The organism is Arthrobacter sp. TmtSoilC77, from assembly GCF_059739415.1.
The window spans coordinates 1,033,144-1,052,768 of the sequence record NZ_AP046050.1 but is presented as its reverse complement, the minus strand read 5'-3'; the positions used below and the strand labels follow the sequence as shown (position 1 = coordinate 1,052,768).

General features: G+C 62.1%; 19 protein-coding genes. 6 read left to right on the top strand and 13 right to left on the bottom strand.

Annotation, left to right across the window (positions count from 1 at the left end; genetic code table 11):
• Window positions 1-58: 58 nt before the first annotated feature.
• Window positions 59-598, bottom strand: coding sequence for a TetR/AcrR family transcriptional regulator (locus tag AC6I99_RS04975; RefSeq protein ID WP_224093623.1), 540 nt, complete (start codon window positions 596-598; stop codon window positions 59-61).
• A 73-nt stretch (window positions 599-671) separates the two neighbouring features.
• On the opposite strand from AC6I99_RS04975, the gene AC6I99_RS04970 reads away from it, so the two are divergent.
• Window positions 672-2,222: an MFS transporter gene (locus tag AC6I99_RS04970; RefSeq protein ID WP_497946226.1), complete on the top strand. Its 1,551-nt coding sequence runs from the start codon at window positions 672-674 to the stop codon at window positions 2,220-2,222.
• A 34-nt stretch (window positions 2,223-2,256) separates the two neighbouring features.
• Here the strand turns inward: AC6I99_RS04970 and AC6I99_RS04965 are convergent, their stop codons facing one another.
• On the bottom strand, window positions 2,257-2,907 hold the full coding sequence (locus AC6I99_RS04965) for a cyclodeaminase/cyclohydrolase family protein (protein WP_497946229.1): 651 nt from the start codon (window positions 2,905-2,907) through the stop codon (window positions 2,257-2,259).
• Window positions 2,908-3,015: 108 nt separating this feature from the next.
• On the opposite strand from AC6I99_RS04965, the gene AC6I99_RS04960 reads away from it, so the two are divergent.
• Complete coding sequence (locus tag AC6I99_RS04960; protein WP_497946230.1) at window positions 3,016-4,242, top strand: amidohydrolase; 1,227 nt, start codon at window positions 3,016-3,018, stop codon at window positions 4,240-4,242.
• 83 nt (window positions 4,243-4,325) lie between these two features.
• On the opposite strand, the gene AC6I99_RS04955 is transcribed toward AC6I99_RS04960, so the two are convergent.
• Window positions 4,326-4,547, bottom strand: a complete 222-nt coding sequence (locus tag AC6I99_RS04955) for a hypothetical protein (RefSeq protein ID WP_224093621.1) — start codon at window positions 4,545-4,547, stop codon at window positions 4,326-4,328.
• Between the two features lie 365 nt (window positions 4,548-4,912).
• On the opposite strand from AC6I99_RS04955, the gene AC6I99_RS04950 reads away from it, so the two are divergent.
• The 3 genes from AC6I99_RS04950 to AC6I99_RS04940 are packed head-to-tail and all read left to right on the top strand — an operon-like array spanning window position 4,913 to window position 8,523.
• Window positions 4,913-5,941 carry a nitrilase-related carbon-nitrogen hydrolase gene (locus AC6I99_RS04950; RefSeq protein WP_224093620.1) on the top strand — a complete coding sequence of 343 codons (1,029 nt, stop codon included), beginning with the start codon at window positions 4,913-4,915 and terminating at the stop codon, window positions 5,939-5,941.
• Entirely contained in the window at window positions 5,938-6,963 is a 1,026-nt protein-coding gene (locus AC6I99_RS04945; protein WP_224093607.1) for an agmatine deiminase family protein, read from the top strand. The genes AC6I99_RS04950 and AC6I99_RS04945 overlap by 4 nt, the downstream gene beginning before the upstream one ends.
• 12 nt (window positions 6,964-6,975) lie before the next feature.
• Entirely contained in the window at window positions 6,976-8,523 is a 1,548-nt protein-coding gene (locus AC6I99_RS04940; RefSeq protein WP_224093606.1) for an APC family permease, read from the top strand.
• A gap of 98 nt (window positions 8,524-8,621) precedes the next feature.
• Here AC6I99_RS04940 and AC6I99_RS04935 read toward each other — a convergent pair whose 3' ends face one another.
• The 10 genes from AC6I99_RS04935 to AC6I99_RS04890 all read right to left on the bottom strand — a co-directional run bounded on the left by AC6I99_RS04935 (window position 8,622) and on the right by AC6I99_RS04890 (window position 18,868).
• Window positions 8,622-9,167: an AMIN-like domain-containing (lipo)protein gene (locus AC6I99_RS04935; protein WP_497946240.1), complete on the bottom strand. Its 546-nt coding sequence runs from the start codon at window positions 9,165-9,167 to the stop codon at window positions 8,622-8,624.
• A gap of 294 nt (window positions 9,168-9,461) precedes the next feature.
• The gene (locus AC6I99_RS04930; protein ID WP_224093604.1) at window positions 9,462-9,764 is read right to left on the bottom strand and encodes a DUF4193 domain-containing protein; all 303 of its coding nucleotides are present in this window, start codon (window positions 9,762-9,764) and stop codon (window positions 9,462-9,464) included.
• Window positions 9,765-10,196: 432 nt separating this feature from the next.
• Window positions 10,197-11,414 (bottom strand): L-2-hydroxyglutarate dehydrogenase, encoded by a 1,218-nt coding sequence (gene lhgD, locus AC6I99_RS04925; protein ID WP_497960559.1) that lies wholly within the window; start codon window positions 11,412-11,414, stop codon window positions 10,197-10,199.
• Between the two features lie 123 nt (window positions 11,415-11,537).
• Window positions 11,538-12,032, bottom strand: a complete 495-nt coding sequence (locus tag AC6I99_RS04920) for a DUF805 domain-containing protein (protein ID WP_224093600.1) — start codon at window positions 12,030-12,032, stop codon at window positions 11,538-11,540.
• A gap of 353 nt (window positions 12,033-12,385) precedes the next feature.
• Window positions 12,386-13,936: an acyl-CoA synthetase gene (locus AC6I99_RS04915; RefSeq protein ID WP_497960557.1), complete on the bottom strand. Its 1,551-nt coding sequence runs from the start codon at window positions 13,934-13,936 to the stop codon at window positions 12,386-12,388.
• Window positions 13,937-13,949: 13 nt separating this feature from the next.
• Window positions 13,950-15,275: an MFS transporter gene (locus AC6I99_RS04910; protein ID WP_497960556.1), complete on the bottom strand. Its 1,326-nt coding sequence runs from the start codon at window positions 15,273-15,275 to the stop codon at window positions 13,950-13,952.
• A 51-nt stretch (window positions 15,276-15,326) separates the two neighbouring features.
• Entirely contained in the window at window positions 15,327-15,782 is a 456-nt protein-coding gene (locus AC6I99_RS04905) for a MaoC family dehydratase (RefSeq protein ID WP_224093597.1), read from the bottom strand.
• Window positions 15,783-15,841: 59 nt separating this feature from the next.
• Window positions 15,842-17,038: an acyl-CoA dehydrogenase family protein gene (locus AC6I99_RS04900; protein WP_497960554.1), complete on the bottom strand. Its 1,197-nt coding sequence runs from the start codon at window positions 17,036-17,038 to the stop codon at window positions 15,842-15,844.
• A 1-nt stretch (window position 17,039) separates the two neighbouring features.
• On the bottom strand, window positions 17,040-17,930 hold the full coding sequence (locus AC6I99_RS04895; RefSeq protein WP_497961933.1) for an amidohydrolase family protein: 891 nt from the start codon (window positions 17,928-17,930) through the stop codon (window positions 17,040-17,042).
• The gene (locus AC6I99_RS04890) at window positions 17,930-18,868 is read right to left on the bottom strand and encodes an SDR family NAD(P)-dependent oxidoreductase (protein ID WP_497960553.1); all 939 of its coding nucleotides are present in this window, start codon (window positions 18,866-18,868) and stop codon (window positions 17,930-17,932) included. The genes AC6I99_RS04895 and AC6I99_RS04890 overlap by 1 nt, the downstream gene beginning before the upstream one ends.
• A 139-nt stretch (window positions 18,869-19,007) precedes the next feature.
• On the opposite strand from AC6I99_RS04890, the gene AC6I99_RS04885 reads away from it, so the two are divergent.
• A complete protein-coding gene (locus tag AC6I99_RS04885) occupies window positions 19,008-19,466 on the top strand; it encodes a MarR family winged helix-turn-helix transcriptional regulator (protein ID WP_497960552.1) in 459 nt (152 codons plus the stop codon).
• The last annotated feature ends 159 nt before the right edge of the window (window positions 19,467-19,625 follow it).

The window sequence follows — 19,625 nt, the reverse complement described above, 5'->3', positions numbered from 1 at the left end:
ACGCACCACAAGGCTCAATTGTCCTACGTCGGGGGCGTCGCCGCAAATGGATGGCCCGCTACTTGCGGAGCCGGTCCAGGATGCCAAGGAGGATCTCGACGTCGGCCTCCCGCCCGGCCTTGCCGCCTTCCTGGCCACCCTCGAACATGGCATTGAAATACAGGCCGTCGCCCATGTAACTGACGGCTTTGGCAACCTCCGGACCAACATCCTCGGCCAGGACGTCCAACCACTGCTGCTGGATTCCGGCAAACCTGCGGCGGGTCTCCTCATGCGCAACTTCGGCCAGTCTTGTGGCAGCGACCAAAGCCCGATCCATGGGGGTTCCCGCCCATAGGGAGGAGCGGATGAAGTAAACCGCAGAGCCGTCCGGCGCAGCCTTCATTTGCTCGACGTCTTCCTGAGCCAACCGATCCAGGCGCTCAAGCAGGGCGCTGATCAGCGATTCCTTGCTGGGGAAGTGATAAAGCAGCCCGCCCTTGGAGACGCCCGCCCGCTTGGCAACGGCATCGAGGGTGGCGGCCCGCTCCCCCACCTCGATGAGGAGGGCTTCGTAGGCATCCAGGACCGCATCCCTGGCAACTGGTTTTCGTGGCATGTGTACATCATTCCCTACGGGGTCGACGGCGCTTAATTTGAAACTGTACCGTCTGGACGGTACAGTAGCTGTCATGTTCACGCCGTCCTCGACCCAAGCTCCCCGTTCCGCTCGTCCCGTCATGGGTGGAGGCGCACCTTGGCGCGACTGGACGGCCCTGGCACTCCTGATGTTCCCGGTGCTGCTGGTGGCCGTCGACAACACCGCGCTCACGTTCGCCCTGCCCGAAATTGCCCGCTCCCTGGACGTGGGTGGCGTGCAGCTCCTATGGATCATCGACGCCTACCCGCTCGTGTTGGCGGCGTTGCTGGTTTCCATGGGCAACCTGGGCGACAGGATCGGACGACGGCGGCTGCTGCTGATCGGCAGCACCGGCTTCGCTGCGGTTTCGGCTGCTACGGCGTTCGCGCCTTCCGCGGAATGGCTGATTGCCGGCCGCGCAGCACTTGGCGTGTTCGGCGCGATGCTGATGCCTTCAACCCTGTCCCTGATCCGGAACATCTTTGCTGATCCGAACCGCCGGCGGCTCGCGATCGCCGTATGGGCCGCCGGATTCTCTGGTGGCGCTGCCCTTGGCCCGATCTTCGGTGGCTGGCTGGTTGAGCACTTCTGGTGGGGTGCTGTCTTCCTGGTGGCGACCTTCCTGCTCCTGCCGCTCCTCGCCTTCGGCAGGGTCCTCATTCCCGAATCCAAGGACGCCAACCCCGGCCGCGTTGACGTGCCCAGTATCGGGCTGTCCGTGATCACGATGGCTCCGTTCGTGTACGGCATCAAGGAATTCGCTGTTCACGGATTCGGGGTGTCGGCAGCGGCCTTCATGGTCTTCGGCCTGGTGATGGGCGTTCTGTTTGTCCGTCGCCAGCGCCAACTTGAGAACCCAATGCTGGATGTCCGCCTGTTCAGCAACAGGGTGTTCAGCACGGCGATCGTGGCCAACGTCCTGTCCTTGTTTTCCATGACGGGCTTCATCTACTTCTTCGCCCAGCACTTGCAGCTGGTTGAAGGCCAGTCCCCCATGGAAGCGGGCATTGCAATGATTCCGGCGCTCCTGGCAACGGTCGTCGCCGGCCTGGTGGTGGTCCCGCTGGTAAAGCGCATCCGGCCGGGATTCGTAGTGGCCGGCGGACTTACCCTCAGCGCTGCAGGCTATTTAGTGGTGGCTGTGGGTGACCACGGCAGCGGACCGATGTTCCTCTTGTCAGCTTTGACTGTCCTGGCCGTTGGCGTTGGCGCAGCGGAGACCATCTCCAACGACCTCATCCTCGGCTCCGTACCGGCCGACAAGTCCGGAGCGGCGTCCGCAATTTCCGAAACCGGATACGAACTGGGTTCGCTCCTGGGAACGGCCGTGCTGGGCTCTATCCTCACCGCGTCCTACCAGCACAACCTCGTCATCCCGGAGGGCTTGTCCACGCAGGCGGCAGGGAACGCGGGTGAAACGCTGGCCGGCGCCGTGGATGCCGCAGCTGCACTACCCGCTCCATTGTCCGATGCACTGACAGCCGCCGCCCGGGTAGCCTTCGAGTCCGGCGTCCACATCACTGCGGCGATTGGGCTGGTACTGATGGCCGGAGCGGCAGTGCTTGCCGCCGTCGTGCTCCGCAGGGTGCCCAAGGCGCGGTAAGCGAGCGTGCAGTAGGCCGGCGTTCCGTCGGGAATCAGTGGCCGTCAGTAGGTGCAGCCTTGTCATCTACGGCGGCCACCAGCTCGTCAATCCGGTCCAGGGCATCGCTGAGCCGGCCTACCGTTGCCCACAATCCAGGGTGCTTTTCCTTGATTTCATCAAGCGTCGCGCCTGCGGATCTGAGCGATCCGAGATCAAAGCTCACGTTGGTGCGGGCTCCTGCGATGGCTGCCCTGAGGGCTCCAAACCCCACCACGACGTCGGCAATGAGTGCTGGGTTCCCGTGGGCAGCAAGCCATCCCAGGTCCTCGATGGCGTCGATGGCATGGTCGCCGAGCACAGCGGAGGCCTTGGCAGCATCGACGGATGCGCGGTGGATTGCCTGCTCCCGGTCCGGACCAGGATCAAGCCGGAAGGCCGCACCGAAAGCCTTCGACGCCGTTGCGTCCTCGTCAGCCAGCTTAAGGGCGGCTTCGCGGAGGGAGCGGGCCCGGACGTGCAGCTCGGCCAATTCCCGCCCGGGCGCCTCTGTGTAACCTGCGACCATGGACGCCAGGGACGCTGCAACGGCCAGCATCACGCCGGTTCCCGCGCCTCCACCCGGTGATCCGCTGGACTCTGCCAGGGCCTTGGTCCAATCCTCGACTGTTGAGCCTTGGGTAGTGATCTCTTGTGAAGATTCCATGCAACCAAGTTTGCCCTGAAGCGCAAAGGTGTGGGTCGGCGTCGTTGCCTGATGACGTCGATACACTGGCCAGACCCTGCGGCGTCGACCTGTTAAGGAAAATTCCCCATGAGCATTGACCTGGAAGCCCTCTACCGTGATCTGCACTCGAACCCGGAGCTTTCCTTCCAAGAGGTCAGAACAGCCGGGATCATCAGCGGACACCTTGAGGACTTGGGGCTGCTGGTCCACCGCAGCGTGGGGAAAACGGGGGTTGTAGGAGTCCTGGACAATGGCCCTGGACCCGTGGTGATGCTTCGTGCGGATATGGACGCGTTACCGGTCAAGGAGGACACCGGGCTGGACTACGCAAGTGCGGCAGTCGGCGTCGACCATGAAGGCCGTGAGGTGCCGATCATGCATGCGTGCGGACACGACGTACATGTCAGCTGCCTCCTCGGAGCAGTGGAAGCGTTGGCCGCAAAGCGGCAGGACTGGCAGGGCACGCTGATCGCGGTCTTCCAGCCGGCCGAAGAATGGGGCGGCGGCGCCCAGGCCATGGTGGCGGATGGGCTCTTTGACCTGGTCCCCAAGCCGGACGTGGTCCTCGGCCAGCACGTGGCGCCCTTTCCTGCCGGATGGTTCGGCATCCGTTCCGGCGTGGCCATGGCTTCAGCGGATTCCCTCAACGTGACGTTGCATGGGCGCGGCGGCCATGGCTCCCGGCCTGAAACCACCGTTGATCCAGTCCTCATGGCTGCGGCAGCCACCATGCGCCTGCAGGGAGTGGTGTCCCGGGAACTGGCCGCCAGCGATTCTGCAGTGGTTACCGTTGGGCAAATCCATTCGGGAACAAAGAACAACATCATTCCCGAGACCGCAACCCTGGGCCTCAGCATTCGATCCTTCAGCGAGCCCACACGGGAGAAAGTCCTGAACTCGATCGAGCGCATCGTTCGAAGTGAAGCTGCTGCCTCAGGCGCCCTGAAGGAACCCGACTTCCACTATGAGGAGCGCTACCCGCTGACGGTCAATGATGAATCGGCCGCCGGAAGGATCGCTTCGGCGTTTCGCGATAAGTTCGGCGCCGCAAGGATCATGGACCCCGGCCCGGTCTCAGGCAGTGAAGACGTCGGGGAACTCGCGACGGCGGCCGGCGCGCCCCTCGTGTTTTGGTTCCTGGGCGGGATCGAGGCCACCCACTTCAAGGAATGGGCGACGACGGGTCGCTTGCCCGAGGACGTTCCGTCGAACCACTCGCCCTACTTTGCCCCGATCATCCAGCCGACCTTGGCCCTTGGCACGGAAGCACTGGTTACTGCGGCCCTCGAATTCCTGGAGACTTCGGGAAGATAGCAGCAAAAACCCCGCCTAACGGACAATTCACCGCCGCACCCGGTGGTGAATTGTCCGTTGGACGGGGTCTTGCTCGAAAACGCCTAGACCTTCTCGCGGATGCGGTCGATCCTCGGTTCTGAAACCTCAAATTCCCTGCGACGACGCGCCAGGAAAGTCCACAACGTTCCTTCTGTCTGCGGGCTCTTCTCGGCAGGGGCCTCAGGTGCCTGATCCTTGCTGGTCTCAGGCTTGTGCATCTCGGGCGTGCGCACGGAGTCCTTCTTCGTACGCCTCTCATAGCCCTCGTAGTACGAGTAGCACATACCCAACCTCCTTAGTGGCTGTTCTTTAATCGTCCTCGCACCTGGACCGTAAGTCGACTGCTAATTAATGCAACTCACCGTGAAACAAGGCCTTCAACGCGGCTGGCCGCCGTCGCCATAAAGGAACCCGTGGAACTCCTTACCCTCTTTGGGCAGCAGGGCGAGCGCATGCATGTCAGGGCGCGACCAAAGCGATAACCCCGCCGAGATGGCATTTGATGCCAATGGTGGCCGGAAACATTGGCATCAAATGCCATCTGGGGAGACCTCGATCCGGTACCCCCTTGCATCCAGCCGTGACTACCGCCATACTAAATGAACGCTATTCATTTAGTGACTGTCGTCTCACCGGAGTACATGCCCCCATGATTGAAATTACCCGCCTCGAAGCCCCGACTTCCCTGGCCCGCACCGAGCCGTCCACCCGCACCCCACTGCGGGTCGGCGTCGTTCAGCACCGCTGGCACGCTGATGAAGCAGTCCTGCATGCCGAACTGAACGAGGGAATCGAACGCGCAGCCAAGCTGGGAGCCAGTGTTGTTTTCCTGCCTGAACTGACTCTTTCCCGCTACCCTGCAGACACCCGGCCGGAGAACAACCCGGCCGCTGGTATCCGCCCTTCGGACATCACCGAAGACCTGCTCACGGGCCCAACCTTCACGTTCGCCGCAGCGGCTGCCAGGACGTACGGCGTCTCGGTGCACGCATCGCTCTACCAGCGTGCCGAAAACCCGGACGGCACGGACGATGGCCTGGGACTCAACACAGCCATCCTCGTCTCCCCCGCTGGCGAACTCGTCGCACGCACCCACAAACTCCACATCCCTGTCACGGCCGGTTACTACGAGGACAAGTTCTTCCGCAAAGGCCCGGCCGCCGAGGACGCCTATGCAGTGCACGCTCCGGCAGAACTCGGCGGCGCACGCCTTGGCATGCCCACGTGCTGGGACGAGTGGTTCCCGGAGCTGGCACGCATGTACTCCCTGGGCGGAGCAGAGATCCTGGTCTACCCCACGGCCATCGGTTCCGAGCCGGACCACCCCGACTTCGACACCCAGCCGCTCTGGCAGCAGGTCATCGTGGGCAACGGCATCGCCAACGGACTCTTCATGATTGCCCCCAACCGCCACGGCAGCGAGGGCACACTGAACTTCTACGGTTCATCCTTCATCTCCGATCCCTACGGCCGCATCCTGGTCCAGGCACCCCGCGACGAATCCGCCGTGCTGGTTGCAGATCTTGACCTGGACCAGCGCAAGGATTGGCTCACGCTCTTCCCCTTCCTGGCCACGCGTCGCCCGGAAACGTACGGCCGCCTCACCGAACCGGTCAACCCCAACGCCCCGCTCGGCTCCACAGCCGAGGCCTCGCCGTACCAGGCAGTCTCCGCATGAGCGCCTGGCGCATGCCGTCCGAGACCGCTCCCCAGGACCGCGTCTGGATGGCCTTCCCGACCGGCGGCTACACCTTGGGTGACACCGAGGAAGAGGCCCACGCAGCGCGATCCACGTGGGCCGCCGTCGCGAACGCCATCCTTGAATTCGAGCCGGTCACCATGGTGGTACACCCCGACGACGTCGACACTGCCGCGCGCTACCTGGACCCTCGCGTCGAGGTACTCACCGCCGAGCTCAACGACGCCTGGATGCGGGACATCGGGCCGTCGTTCGTGCTCGATGCCAACAAGCAGCTTGGCGCCGTGGACTGGATCTTCAACGGATGGGGCGGCCAGGATTGGGCCGCATGGGACAAGGACTCGCTCATTGCTGCGGAGGTCAGCGGCCGCGCCAATGCCCACCACATTCCGTCGGGCATCGTGAACGAGGGCGGCGGCATCCAAGTTGATGGCGAAGGCACCGTCCTGGTCACCGAAACCGTACAGCTTGACCAAGGCCGCAACCCGGGCCTGACCAAGGCCGACATCGAAGGGGAACTTGCCCGCACCATCGGCGCCACGCATGTGGTGTGGCTGCCCCGTGGCCTCACACGCGACTCCGAGAAGTTCGGCACGCGCGGGCACGTCGATATTGTGGCAGCAATCCCCAGCCCCGGCACACTGCTGGTCCACTCCCAGCAGAACCCGGAACACCCGGACTACAACGTCTCCCGGGAAATCATCGACTTCCTGCGCACAACCCATGACGCAGCAGGCCGGGACTGGAACATCATCGAAGTTCCCGCCCCGGAAACCCTTACCGACGACGAAGGTTATGTGGACTACAGCTACATCAACCACCTCGTGGTCAACGGAGGGGTCATCGCATGCAGTTTCAATGACCTCATGGACGAGAAAGCACTCCGCATCCTCGCCGACGCCTACCCCGGACGCCGCGTTGTCAGTGTTGACGCGCGCGAACTCTTCGCCCGGGGCGGCGGCATCCACTGCATTACGCAGCAGCAGCCTACGGCCATCTAGAAAGGGCCCTTCATGAGCCAGACAATCCGTAGCACGGCCGCAGGCACCAGCCCGGCCGGCACGTCGCACGACATCAGCGGCAAGGGACTGAAGACGGGGCAGTTGGGGCTCCTCGCCGTCGTCGTTCTTGGCATTTCCACCATCGCCCCGGCGTATACGCTCACCAGCGCGCTTGGCCCAACCGTCAACGAAGCCGGGCTGCAACTGCCCGTGATCTTCCTTATCGGGTTCATTCCGATGATCCTGGTGTCCCTGGCGTACCGGGAACTCAACGCAGATTCCCCGGACAGCGGCACCACCTTCACGTGGGTCACCAAGGCCTTCGGCCCCTGGGTGGGCTGGATGGGCGGCTGGGGCCTGCTCGCGGCGAACATTATCGTCCTGTCCAACCTGGCGGGCGTCGCTGTTGACTTCTTCTACCTCTTCCTGGCCCAGGTTACGGGCTCGGCCGAGCTGGCCGACCTCGCCTCGAACAAGGTACTCAATGTTGCCACCTGCTTCGTCTTTGTAGCGCTGGCTGTTTGGGTGAGCTACCGCGGCCTGCACACCACCAAGATCGTGCAGTACGGCTTGGTCGGTTTCCAGTTGCTGGTGCTCGGCCTGTTCGTTGCCATGGCATTCGCCAACTGGTCCACGTCCGAGACCGCCGTTCCCTTCAGCTGGGACTGGTTCGACGTCACCAAGATTGAGACCTTCGGCCAGGTCGCAGCCGGCATCTCCCTCTCGATCTTCGTTTACTGGGGCTGGGATGTCTGCCTCACAGTCAACGAGGAAACCGCCAACGGAAAGAAGACCGCCGGCCTCGCAGGCACCCTGACCGCCGTCATCGTGCTGGGCATTTACCTCCTGGTCACCATCGCCACCATGATGTTCGCAGGCGTCGGAGACACCGGAATCGGCCTGAACAATGAGGAAAACCACGCCAACGTCTTTACGGCCCTCGCGTCTCCGGTCATGGGTCCGTTCGCGATCCTGATGTCCCTCGCCGTCCTCTCCAGCTCGGCGGCTTCCCTGCAGTCGACGTTCACCTCGCCCTCCCGCAGCCTGCTGGCCATGGCGCACTACGGCGCCTTGCCTGAGCGCTTCAGCCACATGAGCAAGAAGTTCTCGACGCCGGGCTTCGCCACCATTGCAGCGGGCGTCCTGTCCGCGGGCTTCTACGCCGTGATGCACGTGATCAGTGAGAACGTCCTCAACGACACCATCCTTGCCCTTGGCTTGATGATCTGCTTCTACTACGGACTCACGGCCATCGCCTGCGTTTGGTACTTCCGGAACAGCGTGTTCTCCAGTGCCCGGAACTTCTTCCTGCGTCTCTTCTGCCCGCTTCTGGGTGGGGTCGGCCTGTTTGTTGTCTTCCTGCAGACCGCGGTGGACAGCTGGGCCCCGGAGTTTGGCAGTGGTTCGGAAATCTTCGGAGTGGGGCTCGTGTTCGTGCTCGGCATCGGAATCCTTGCCCTGGGTGCCGTGTTCATGCTGATCATGTCCCGCGTCCGTCCCGGCTTCTTCCGCGGTGAGACCATCCGCAAGGACACCCCTGCCCTGGTGGTCCCCGAGTAGTTCCTCAACGCGAAGACGCAGGAAAGCGGTCAGTACCCCGGAAATCTCCGGACGAACTGGCCGCTTTCCTGCGTTCTCGCGTTAGCCGGGCTACCCAATCACCAACGGTGGGCGACGTCCACCACAAGGCGCGAACCGCCGTCGGGCCCGTCCAACGTGAAGACGCGGAACGGAAGCCGGGCACGGACGCCCAAACCTATGCTCGTAGTTCCTTCGAAGCTGCCCGCATAAACCACCTGACGGAACGTCTGGTACCCGGAAACGTTGGACAGTTCAGCCTTGGCAGCCGGAGCGTACGTGAGTTGGCCGTTCTGGTCATAGGACGGAGCCGTCACCATAATCTGCAGGTCAGCATCACCGAGCACGGGGATTGGATAGCCGGTGGCATCCTGGACCACTACCGGGACATACTGCACTGAATAGCCGGCCACCTTGCCGGTCATATCGATCACCAGGCGGTCGTAACAGGTCTGTTGGCCCGTACGGACGTTGGTGACGTTGGCGGCGCTCATATCGGGGTCGGCCTTGGCCAGCGAGCCCCACATGATCCCGCAATATGGTGATGCCGAGGCCGGCCCCGGTGCCACCAGACCGAGTCCGGCAGCTGCGAGGACTGCTGCCAAACCCGCTCCAAATTTCCTCATTTTTTGTGCCCCCTTCAGGCGAAGTTGATACTTCAACAGTAGGAGTCGCTTGGGTTGTTTGGATGGGTTGTGGCCGCTTCGGCGCACAACCGTTAAAACGACTCCGGGGTGGTCACAGGAGAGTCATGGAAGGGGACATTTACGCCGGTTCAGGGACCAGTTAGTGGGTCTTCATGCATAGGTTCGTAATCGAAGATAACGACACCTGGGCGTTACAAAGAGTTGCGGACACGCAAAAGCCCCATCCGACCATCCATTGGCCTGACGGGGCTCGACGCTTTGCGGTGCCTGGGATTAGCCCTCGCAGTCCTTGCAATACTTAAGGCCGTTCTTTTCCAAGGCAACCTGGGACCTGTGGCGGACCAGGAAGCAGGAAGAACACGTGAATTCGTCAGACTGTTCGGGTACCACCACAACGGTCAGTTCTTCACCGGAAAGATCGGCGCCCGGGAGGTCGATACCTTCCGCGGTGTCGTTTTCGTCGATGTCGATGACTGCAATCTGGGCACCGGCTGCGCGGGACGCCTGAAGAGCCTCAAGCGAGTCCGCGGGAGTCTCTTCTTCTGTCTTGCGGGGTGCGTCGTAATCAGTAGCCATTGGGTTCGCTTTCGTTGCTGCATAGTGCCATTTCAGGCACCTCAGTGAAGCAGTTTAGGGCATAGCATCCGCGTTGGACGAAAAGTGTGCCCAAAACAACATTCAGCAGCTTTCAAGCGAACCTTTAGGGGTTACGGCGGACCATTCCCGAGTGGGATTGAATGGCCTGCGCACTGGCGACCGTAACCCCGCTAAGCGCCGGCAACCACGTCCAATCAGCGGGGCGCCCCTGAGCCCCTTGGCCCCCGGGATCGTTTACGGGTTCCACACAATCCAGGACGTATGCGGCCTCAATCCATTCGCCGATCCTGGAGCCAATCTTCGCGATATGTCCGGCCAACCATGATGCTTTCATGCGGCAAAGGTATCCACACGTCATGTGGGGCCGGTTTCTGCAGGGTCACGGGCTTGTTAACTTCCCCTTTTCTGCATTTAGTCCTGCAGAGCCTGCTGCACGACGTACTCCGCAATCGCCATCGACGACGTAGCCCCAGGTGACGGTGCATTCCGCACCAAAACCGTGTCCCGGCATCGTGAAATCACAAAATCATCCACCAGGGAACCGTCAGCATTCATGGCCTGCGCACGGACGCCGCGCGTGCCGGGAAGAACAGTGGCACCCTCCAACGACGGAACAAAGCGTACGGCCTCCTTAATGAACTTCTTCCGGCTGACCACGGTCTGGAATTCGCGGACCGCCGATGGCACATTGTGCCGGGCAAAATTCCAGAAACCTGGAAACAGGGTGTAATTCAAGACGTCGCGCACATCGATGTCCTTCCACGAATAGGCCTCGCGCCCGAAGGAGATGAAAGCGTTGGGACCCAGCATCATTTCGCCGTCGATCCTTTTGGTGAGATGCACGCCAAGGAAGGGATGCTTGGGGTCCGGCACCGGATAAATCAAGCCCCTGACTTTTGCGCGGCTTTCCTTGCCAAGGAGGAAGTACTGCCCAAAGAAGGGAACGATGCGCGGCGTTGCGGGCTCTCTAGTGGCTTTCGCCAACCGGTCGGATTGAAGCCCGGCGCATGCCACCACAAGATCGTAATGCTCGCCCCCATCCTTCGTGTGGACAACGACGCCGCTCCCCTGCTGTTCCAGCGAGGTGACTTCCTGCCCAAGCCGGATCTGCCCGCCTGCGTCACGGACGTCGTCGGCGAGCGCATTCGTGATGGCCCTGTAGTCCACGATCGCCGTTTCCGGCGAGTGCAAAGCAGAAAGCCCGACGGCGTTCGGCTCCACCTCCCGTATTTGGTCACCGCGCAGCATGCGTGCGCCCGGCACTCCATTGGCCGTTGCCCGCGCGAAGATGTTCTCCAGCCGCTTCGACTCTTCGGAGGTCTGGGCGATCACCAACTTGCCGCAGGCCTCATACGGCAGATCCTTGGTGGCACAGAATTCGCGAAGCAGTTCCACACCCCTGCGGCACAGCGTTGCCTTTAGCCCGCCCGGTTCATAGTAGAGCCCGGCATGGACCACCCCGGAGTTGTGGCCGGTCTGGTGCTTGGCGAGCTGGTCTTCCTTTTCGTAAACGGTGACCTGGACGCCGTCGAGTTTGTTGGCCAATTCCCGGGCAACAGCCACGCCGATGATCCCGCCACCAATGACCGCGCAGCGTTTGATGTTTTTCGGCGTTATGTTCGCAGACATGGGAACTCCTCGTCGGTGGGGATTGGTCCGCATCACTCCACAGCATTCCATGGAGTGGTTCCCCGGACACGTAAAAAGGGGCGGCACGTCGCGTGCCGCCCCTTTTACTTAATGCGTGAAGTGCTAGACAGCGCTGGGCTGGTCGAAGCGCTGGCCGGCCGGGTTGGACGGCAGGAGTGCGAGAACCAGAATTGCGAGTCCGCCAAGGAACGGAATGAGGCCGAGCAAGGCGAGCCAGCCGCTGAAGTTGCCGTCGTGCAGACGACGGACCAGCAACGAAATGGACGGAATGAGTACCGCCAGGTAGAACGCAAAGATCAAAATAAGTCCTACAACTGCGCCCGGGCCGGGAACTGCCGTTCCGTTTGCCGAGACTGTAGAACCTGCAGCACCGAGGATGCCGGTAAGGATCTGCAGTACGAGGCCGATGACACCCAAAGCGAGGGCCACCCACCAGTATTCGCTGCGGCTCGCGCGGCCAGTGAAGGCGGTGTACTTCTTGAAGAAACGCTTTACGGCGGCGCCAATGGGTGCGCCATAGTAGGGAGCCCACAGCGGCGGTTCGCCGGTCTGTGCGCCATACGGCTGGGTTTGCTGTGGCTGTTGCTGGTAACTCAAGGTGTTCCCCCGGGGTTAGGTGTGAATAATGCAGTGAGACCTAAACTCTGTGAAGAGTCGTTGCTCATCGTAGTGCTCTCCGCAGTATTTATGCAGGTCGATGGACAAAATTAACCGGGATTTAGTCCGTTGACGGATTATGTCGCCCCAATCCCTCTCTCACATACCAACCCTTTAGAGCCAACGCTCTCTCACATACCAACCCTTTAGAGCCAACGCTCTCTCACATACCAACCCTTTAGAGCCAACGCTCTCTCACATACCAACCCTTTAGAGCCAACGCTCTCTCACATACCAACCCTTTCGAGCCAACGCTCTCTCACATACAACAAGACGTGAGAGAACAACCGGGGTCAGGACGCGAATTGCTTTCGTAGCTCCATTTTGCGGATCTTCCCGCTGGCCGTTCGCGGCATTTCGTCAACGAACACTACGGATTTGGGGATCTTGTAGCGCGCAAGCCGCCCTTCCAAGTGCGAGCGCAGCTGCTCTTCGCTGAGCGAGGCACCCTCCCGCAGGGTGACGATGGCTCGCGGCACCTCGCCCCATTTGGGGTCCTCGATGCCGATCACAGCGACGCTCCCCACGGAATCGAGTTCGGCGATCGCGGCTTCGACTTCCGCAGGGTAGATGTTCTCGCCACCTGAAATGATCATGTCCTTCATGCGGTCCGAAATGAACAGGAAGCCCTCGTCGTCTTGGAAGCCCATGTCGCCGGACCGGAACCAGCGGGCATCAGCGTAGCTTTCCGCCGTGGCGTCAGGGCGGTTCCAGTACTCCTTGATCACGTTGGGCCCGGAGATCTGGATCTCACCGACGTGCCCGGCAGGCGTGGGCCCGCCCAGGGGATCGGTGATACGGACGTCGGTGAAGAACTGGGGCAAGCCGGCAGATCCAGCTTTGTCCTTGGACCTTGAGACAGGCAGCATGGTGGCTCCGGGCGCCGCCTCAGTCATGCCGTAACAACTCGTGAAGCCAATGCCGCGCTCCTCGTAGGCATCCAGGACCCGCCGAGGAACCGCCGAACCACCACAGGTGAGCTTGTCCAGGGAGCCAAGGTCCGCCGTCGGCCATTCAGGATGGTCGCAGAGCATCTGGAACGTGGTGGGGACTCCGTTGAGCGTGGTGACCCCATGTTGCCCGATGAGTCCCAGCACCTTGCCGGCCTCGAACTTGGTTTCCAGCACCACCGTTGCTCCCTTGAGCAGCATGGGCAGCAAACCCATGTCCAAAGAGGCCACGTGGAACAGTGGCGAGATCATCAGGGCGACGTCGTTCCGGTTCAGGTCCATGTCCACTACGGTGTTGATGCAGTTCCAGGTGATGTTCCCGTGCGTCAACAGGGCGCCCTTGGGCTTGCCGGTGGTTCCTGAGGTGTAGAGGATCATGGCGCCGTCGTCCAGGCTGACGGCCTCGTCCTGCGGCGTCGAGGCCGCCGCTTGAAGCACTTCGTCATAGCGTTCGACGCCGGATGGCAGCTTTGCAGGGGAAACTTCCGTGGCGTCGTCGGCGGCCACCACCAGGCGATGGGTCACCGGGGTTTCTTCGACGGCAGAGGTCGCCAGGGTCTCCAGGGCCTCGGCGTTGACCAGGAGCCGTGACCCGGAGTCCTGGAGTTGGAACTGCAATTCGGGGGCGGCGAGCCGGGTGTTCAGCGGAACGAAGATCGCGCCGAGCAGCCCACAGGCGAAGAAGGTCTCCACGAAGGAAGGATGATTCTCGCCGAGGAAAGCGACTCTGTCTCCCTTGGCCACTCCTCTGTCCTTGAGGGCGTTTGCCAGCCGGTCTGTCCGGTCGGCGAGTTCGCCGTAGCTCAGCGTGCGTGCCCCGGATATGAGTGCCGTCTTGGGTCCCGACTTGATCCGGCGACGGTGCAGCCAGGAACCAACTCCGTTGTTGTCCATGTTTGCAGTGCTCCTAACTGACCGAGGTGAGGTCGTTATTCTTAGACTCCCGCGTCAGCAGGATGAACACAATCGACACCAGTGCCATGACTGACAGGAACACCACCACCGGGACGATGCTCTGGCCGGAGTCCTTGTACAGGCCTGCGATGATGCCGGGGGTGAAGCCGGCACCTATCAGCGTGGCCAACTGGTATCCGACAGCGGCACCGGTGTAGCGGGACGTGGTCCCAAACTGCTCCGACACAAACGCTGCCAGTGGCCCGTACAAGGACGAGTGCAGGACGAGCGCCACAGTGAAGGCCAGGAAGATCAGGCCGACATTCCCGGAACCGAGCATCCCGAACATGGGGAACAGGTAGGCGATGAACAACGCCAAGCCCGTCACCATGACCGGCCGCCGCCCGAATCGGTCGGACAGCCTTCCGCCTAGAAGAACGAACATGATGGAGATGGCCGAGGCTCCCGCGAAGGCATAAAGCACGCCCTGTTGGGGTGCACCCTTGGACACTGCGTAGGTCACGGAGAACGTGGGCAGCACAACTTGAAGGCCGAAGCCCGCGGCACCTGCGAACATGATCATGATCAATGCCTTGGGGCGGCGCAGCACTTCAAGCAGCGGGATCTTGCGCTTGGTGGTTTGGGTATCTTCCTTGGCTACTGCCTCGGCGAAAATCGGGCTTTCCGAGACTCGCAGCCGAACGAACATGCCCACAATCAGGAGAACGAAGGACAGCAGGAACGGCACCCGCCATCCCCACGCCAGGAAGGCGTCCTGCGGCAGTGCTGAGAAGATGCCCATCACTACGGTGCCAAGCACGGCTCCGGTAGGCGCACCGGCATTGACGAACGATGCCGCGAAGCCACGTCGCTTGGGATCGGAGTGCTCCAGCGCCATCAGCGCGGCCCCGCCCCATTCGCCACCAACCGCGATGCCCTGGCAGACCCGCAGGACCACCAGGATGACCGCACCCCACGGGCCGATCACGCTGGCGCCGGGAATCAGGCCGATGAGCGTGGAGGCGATGCCCATCATTGCCATGGACACGATGAGCATGCCCTTGCGGCCGATCCGGTCACCGAAGTGGCCGAAGATGATGCCGCCCAAGGGTCTTGCTACGTAACCGGCGGCGAAGGTTGCGTAGGCGGCGACGACGCCCACCCATTCATCCGTGCCGGCGAAGAAGACCTTGGGGAAGGCAACGGCCGCGGCCGTTGCGTACAGCAGGAAGTCGTAGAACTCGATGGTGCTGCCCAGATAGCTGGACAAGATGACCGTGCGCGCTTCTTTGCGCTTGGCGGCCGTGCTCAGAGGTGCGAGCGCAGTGTGTCCTGACATGGCTGTTCTTGGGGAGGAGGGGTGGGGAGTCTTTCTTGTAAAACGGGGTTCCTACTTGTAGAAGCGGGCGAGGAACTCGGCCACGACGGCGGGGCGTTCCTGGCCTTCGATCTCGATGGTGGCGTTGACCTTGATCTGGGCGCCGCCCTTGACCTCGGTGACTTCGGCGATAGTGGCCTGCATGCGCACCTTGGAGCCCACCTTGACCGGGGAAGTGAAGCGCACTTTGTCCAGTCCGTAGTTCAGTTTGGTGGTGACGCCGTCGACGTCGAACAGCTCGCCCCAGAACGGGATGATCAGGGAAAGCGTCAGGAAACCGTGGGCGATGGGCGCACCGAACGGGCCGTCCTTGGCGCGCTCGGGATCAACGTGGATCCATTGCTGATCGTCCGTGGCATCAGCGAACAGGTTGATCTGCTGCTGCGTGATTTCGCGGTAATCGGTAGTGCCTAGGTCCTTGCCGGTCATGGTGGGCAGGGTGTCGAAATCGACGACGAGATTGGGCATCGTTGCCTCCTGGTATTTGTTGGTTGTAAAGAGTGCGGCTAGTGGGTGAAGGCGCTGGACTATCTGGTAAAGGCACTGGCGCCCGTGAGGGCGCGGCCGACGATCAGGGCGTTGATTTCGTGGGTGCCCTCGTAGGAATAGACGGCTTCGGCGTCGGCATGGAACCGGGCGACGTCGGAGGCGAGTGTGATGCCGTTGCCGCCCACCACTTCGCGGGCGAGCGCGACGGTTTCACGCATGAACAAACTGGTCTGCATTTTCGCCAGGGCTGAATCCTGGTCCCGGTAGATTCCACTGCTCTGTTGTTCCGTTAGCCGGACCACGAGCGAGATCGAAGCCGTAATGTTTCCGAGCATGCGGGCCAACTTCTCCTGCACCAACTGGAAGGACCCCAATGGGCGTCCGAACTGTTGGCGTTCGTTGACGTATGCCAGCGCTGCTTCGAACGCGCCGGCTTGGATGCCGGTGGCGATCCATGCAACATCCGAGCGCATCGCCCGGAGCATGGCAGCCACATCCTTGAACGAGTTCACGTTGTGAAGGCGCATGGCCTCTGGAACCCGGACGTTTTCCAGGGTGATGTGGGCGTTCTGCATCATCCGCAATGACGTCTTGCCGCCGATCTTCGCCAGGCTGACCCCGGGCGCGGTGCGGTCCACCAAGAACGCTTTGACCTGCCCATCTGCTACATCCCGGGCGAACACGCACAGCACGTCGGCAGTCGAGGCTCCCCCGATCCAACGCTTCGCGCCTTCCAAAACCCAGCTGCCGCCGTCGAGATCTGCATCAAAGCGCGCTGTGGTGGACAGCCCTCCGGCGATGTCCGAGCCGTGCTCCGGCTCGGTCAGCGAGAAGACGCCTTTGAGCGAGAAGTCGATAACCTTTGGCATCCATTCCTTTTGTTGGGGCTCGGAAGCACCGACGCGGATGGCTGTACGGAACAGCCCGGCGTGGGCTGTGTACCAAGTGGCCAGGGAAGCATCGGTTCGGGCAAGTTCGAAGATCCGGAAGCCGTGGTAAATTCCCCGGGCGGGCGCCTCGAACGGTTCCATGAGGTTGAGATCGATCAAAGGCTGCGCCAACTGCTCCGGGAACTCGCCCCGCTCCCAATAATCGGCCAGCAACGGCTTGGCCTCCTGCGAAAGGAAATCCCGGAGCCGGGCCAGGACGTGGCGTTCGTCGTCCGTGAGGAGGGATTCGGAGTCATACCAATCAGCAGCGGCGTAAAGCCGTTGTTCCAGCGCCGTGGTGGACATCTCAACCATCCAAACCGAGCAGCCGGACAGCGTTCTCCTTGAGAATCTTCGGACGAACCTCGTCCTTCAGGGGAAGATCCTCAAACGCGCCGAGCCATTTCTGCGGAGTGATGAGTGGGAAGTCCGTGCCGAACAGCACCTTGTCCTGGAGCACCGAGTTTGAAAGGCGAACCAGGGACTCCGGGAAGTACTTGGGCGACCACCCGGACAGATCGATAAACACGTTGGACTTGTGCGTGGCGATGGAGTTGGCCTCGTCCTGCCAGGGCACCGATGGGTGGGCCATGATGATCTGCAGGCCCGGGAAATCCGCCGCCACAGCATCCAGCAGCAGCGGGTTGGAGAATGCCAGCTTGATGCCGTACCCGCCAGGAAGACCGGCGCCCATGCCGTTCTGGCCCGTGTGGAAAATAGACGGCAACCCCAACTCCTGCAGCGTTTCCCAGAGCGGGTAGAACTGCTCGTTGGACGGGTCAAAACCCTGCAGTGAGGGGTGGAATTTGAAACCGCGGGCGCCGAGTTCAATAGCCTGGTGCTTGGCTCCGGCGATTGCGTCCTCCCCCGTGCGGGGGTCCACGCTGCCGAACGGGATCAGCACGTCGTTGTTCCGGGCGGCTCCCTCGATCAGTTCGGGGATGCTGTTGGGTTCGTGCTTGAGCTGCGTCCGTGCGTCGACAGTAAAGACGACGGCGGCCATGTTCAGTTCGCGGTACACTTCGGCGATCCTGTCCAGTGACGGTGTACGGTCCTCGGCCTTGAAGTACTTCGCGGAGGCCTCAGTGAGCGCGTCCGGAAGGGAGCCGTGGCCGCAACTGTCCACTTCGAGGTGGACGTGCATGTCGATCGCATCGAGCTTGGCGGCGTCGATGCCAGGTTCGTAACGGGTCATGATCAGCGGGCCTGTACTGGTTCGGGCTGCAGTTCGGCGGGCAACGGCAGGAATTCCTCGCCGTAGCCCTGCAACGCGTTCGCTCCGAAGAGGGACCCGGCGTTTTCGCACAGGGCTTCGTAGCTCCAGCCTCCGTCGCGGTATTCGGTGGTTGCCGCCGTCGGGTGCGTCCAGACCTGAAGCCGGTCACCGCCGGCACCGATGGCCTGACCGGTGATGCCCGCAGCCTCATCAGAGGCCAGGAACGCAATCAGCCCGGCGACGTCATCCGCGGTTCCGAAACCGAGGTCGTGACGGAAGAAGGACGGCATGGACTCGCCACGTTCATCCGCCTCCACGGCCTTCTGGAAGTACGGGACGGTCTTGGTCATGGCAGTGGCGGCCACTGGGATCACGGAGTTTACCGTGACGCCGGCCTTCTTCATTTCCAGTGCCCAGGTGCGGACCATGCCCACGATCCCGGCCTTGGCAGCGGCGTAGTTGGTCTGGCCGAAGGTGCCGCGCTGGCCTGTCGGGGAGCCGATGGTGATGATGCGGCCGGGAATGTTGTTTTCCTTGAAGTAAGCGAATGCTTCCCGGACGCACGTGAAAGTTCCGCGAAGGTGAACGTTGATCACCAGGTCAAAGTCTTCATCGGTCATTTTCAGCAGGCTCTTGTCGCGCAGGATGCCGGCATTGGTGACCAGGATGTCCAACCGGCCGAATGCCTCAACGGCACCTGCCACGAGCGCCTTGGCGGCGTCCGTAGTGCCCACCGGAACCACAACAGCGGTGGCCCGGCCGCCGTCGGCCTCAATCTGTGCGACGGCCTGCGCCGCCATCCCGGCATTGACGTCATTAACAACGACGGCGGCACCCTGGCGGGCGAGCTCCCTCGCGTAAGCAAGGCCAAGACCCTGCCCGCTCCCAGTAACAATTGCAACCTTGCCGTTCAAGCTCATGGCGTGCTCCTTCGCATGCAGTCACCGGCCGGAGCCGGTGGGGCCGATCCCACTGCGTCGTGAGATCCTTGTCATGATCAATGAGAATACGGATCATTGTAAAAGTCAATGATTGATTTTGTTTACTATTGGAGTTGTCATGGGCCTGCAAAGCACCGAAGTTGAGACCCCGCGCCTCGCGTCCGCCAAAATCGGCAACGACGTCGGCTTGTTGCTTGCCAAGCTGCACGCAACAGGCTCGGTCCTCAACAACAAGGCGCTGGCGGACTACGGGTTGCGCGAAAGGTCGTTCTCAGTGTTGACGCTGGCCTGCAGCGGCCTGGAACCCACCCAGCGCGAACTCGCCGACTTCCTCAGCCTCGACCCCAGCCAAGTAGTCAGCCTGGTGGACGACCTCGAGCACCGCGGCCTGGTGGAACGCGCTCAGGGCAAGCAGGACAGGCGTGCCAAGATCATCGTTTCCACGGCTGAAGGCCGGCGGATCCACACGAAGGCTCGCTCGGCCCTGGACGCGTGCGAGCAAGTACAGCTGTCTTCGCTGAGCAACGCTGAGGCGACCCAACTCAAGGCGCTGCTCAGGAAGGCCCTCTGGGGCTAGGATGGGGCCCACTCATCCCCCGGTCACTCGCGGACGCTCTACCTGACCGCTGGGGACGGCACATCGCGGCCAAACGGCTGAGACGACGGCGTAGCCCGCCACCAGGTAGTACCCCAGTGTCGGCATGGACATGTGCACAGTGGTTCAGGGTGAAGGTAG

Bases quoted from the DNA above. Each gene is read 5' to 3' on its own strand.
- AC6I99_RS04975 (WP_224093623.1), bottom strand. From the start codon at position 598: ATGCCACGAAAACCAGTTGCCAGGGATGCGGTCCTGGATGCCTACGAA.
- AC6I99_RS04970 (WP_497946226.1), top strand. From the start codon at position 672: ATGTTCACGCCGTCCTCGACCCAAGCTCCCCGTTCCGCTCGTCCCGTC.
- AC6I99_RS04965 (WP_497946229.1), bottom strand. From the start codon at position 2,907: ATGGAATCTTCACAAGAGATCACTACCCAAGGCTCAACAGTCGAGGAT.
- AC6I99_RS04960 (WP_497946230.1), top strand. From the start codon at position 3,016: ATGAGCATTGACCTGGAAGCCCTCTACCGTGATCTGCACTCGAACCCG.
- AC6I99_RS04955 (WP_224093621.1), bottom strand. From the start codon at position 4,547: ATGTGCTACTCGTACTACGAGGGCTATGAGAGGCGTACGAAGAAGGAC.
- AC6I99_RS04950 (WP_224093620.1), top strand. From the start codon at position 4,913: ATGATTGAAATTACCCGCCTCGAAGCCCCGACTTCCCTGGCCCGCACC.
- AC6I99_RS04945 (WP_224093607.1), top strand. From the start codon at position 5,938: ATGAGCGCCTGGCGCATGCCGTCCGAGACCGCTCCCCAGGACCGCGTC.
- AC6I99_RS04940 (WP_224093606.1), top strand. From the start codon at position 6,976: ATGAGCCAGACAATCCGTAGCACGGCCGCAGGCACCAGCCCGGCCGGC.
- AC6I99_RS04935 (WP_497946240.1), bottom strand. From the start codon at position 9,167: ATGAGGAAATTTGGAGCGGGTTTGGCAGCAGTCCTCGCAGCTGCCGGA.
- AC6I99_RS04930 (WP_224093604.1), bottom strand. From the start codon at position 9,764: ATGGCTACTGATTACGACGCACCCCGCAAGACAGAAGAAGAGACTCCC.
- lhgD (WP_497960559.1), bottom strand. From the start codon at position 11,414: ATGTCTGCGAACATAACGCCGAAAAACATCAAACGCTGCGCGGTCATT.
- AC6I99_RS04915 (WP_497960557.1), bottom strand. From the start codon at position 13,936: ATGGACAACAACGGAGTTGGTTCCTGGCTGCACCGTCGCCGGATCAAG.
- AC6I99_RS04910 (WP_497960556.1), bottom strand. From the start codon at position 15,275: ATGTCAGGACACACTGCGCTCGCACCTCTGAGCACGGCCGCCAAGCGC.
- AC6I99_RS04905 (WP_224093597.1), bottom strand. From the start codon at position 15,782: ATGCCCAATCTCGTCGTCGATTTCGACACCCTGCCCACCATGACCGGC.
- AC6I99_RS04900 (WP_497960554.1), bottom strand. From the start codon at position 17,038: ATGTCCACCACGGCGCTGGAACAACGGCTTTACGCCGCTGCTGATTGG.
- AC6I99_RS04890 (WP_497960553.1), bottom strand. From the start codon at position 18,868: ATGAGCTTGAACGGCAAGGTTGCAATTGTTACTGGGAGCGGGCAGGGT.
- AC6I99_RS04885 (WP_497960552.1), top strand. From the start codon at position 19,008: ATGGGCCTGCAAAGCACCGAAGTTGAGACCCCGCGCCTCGCGTCCGCC.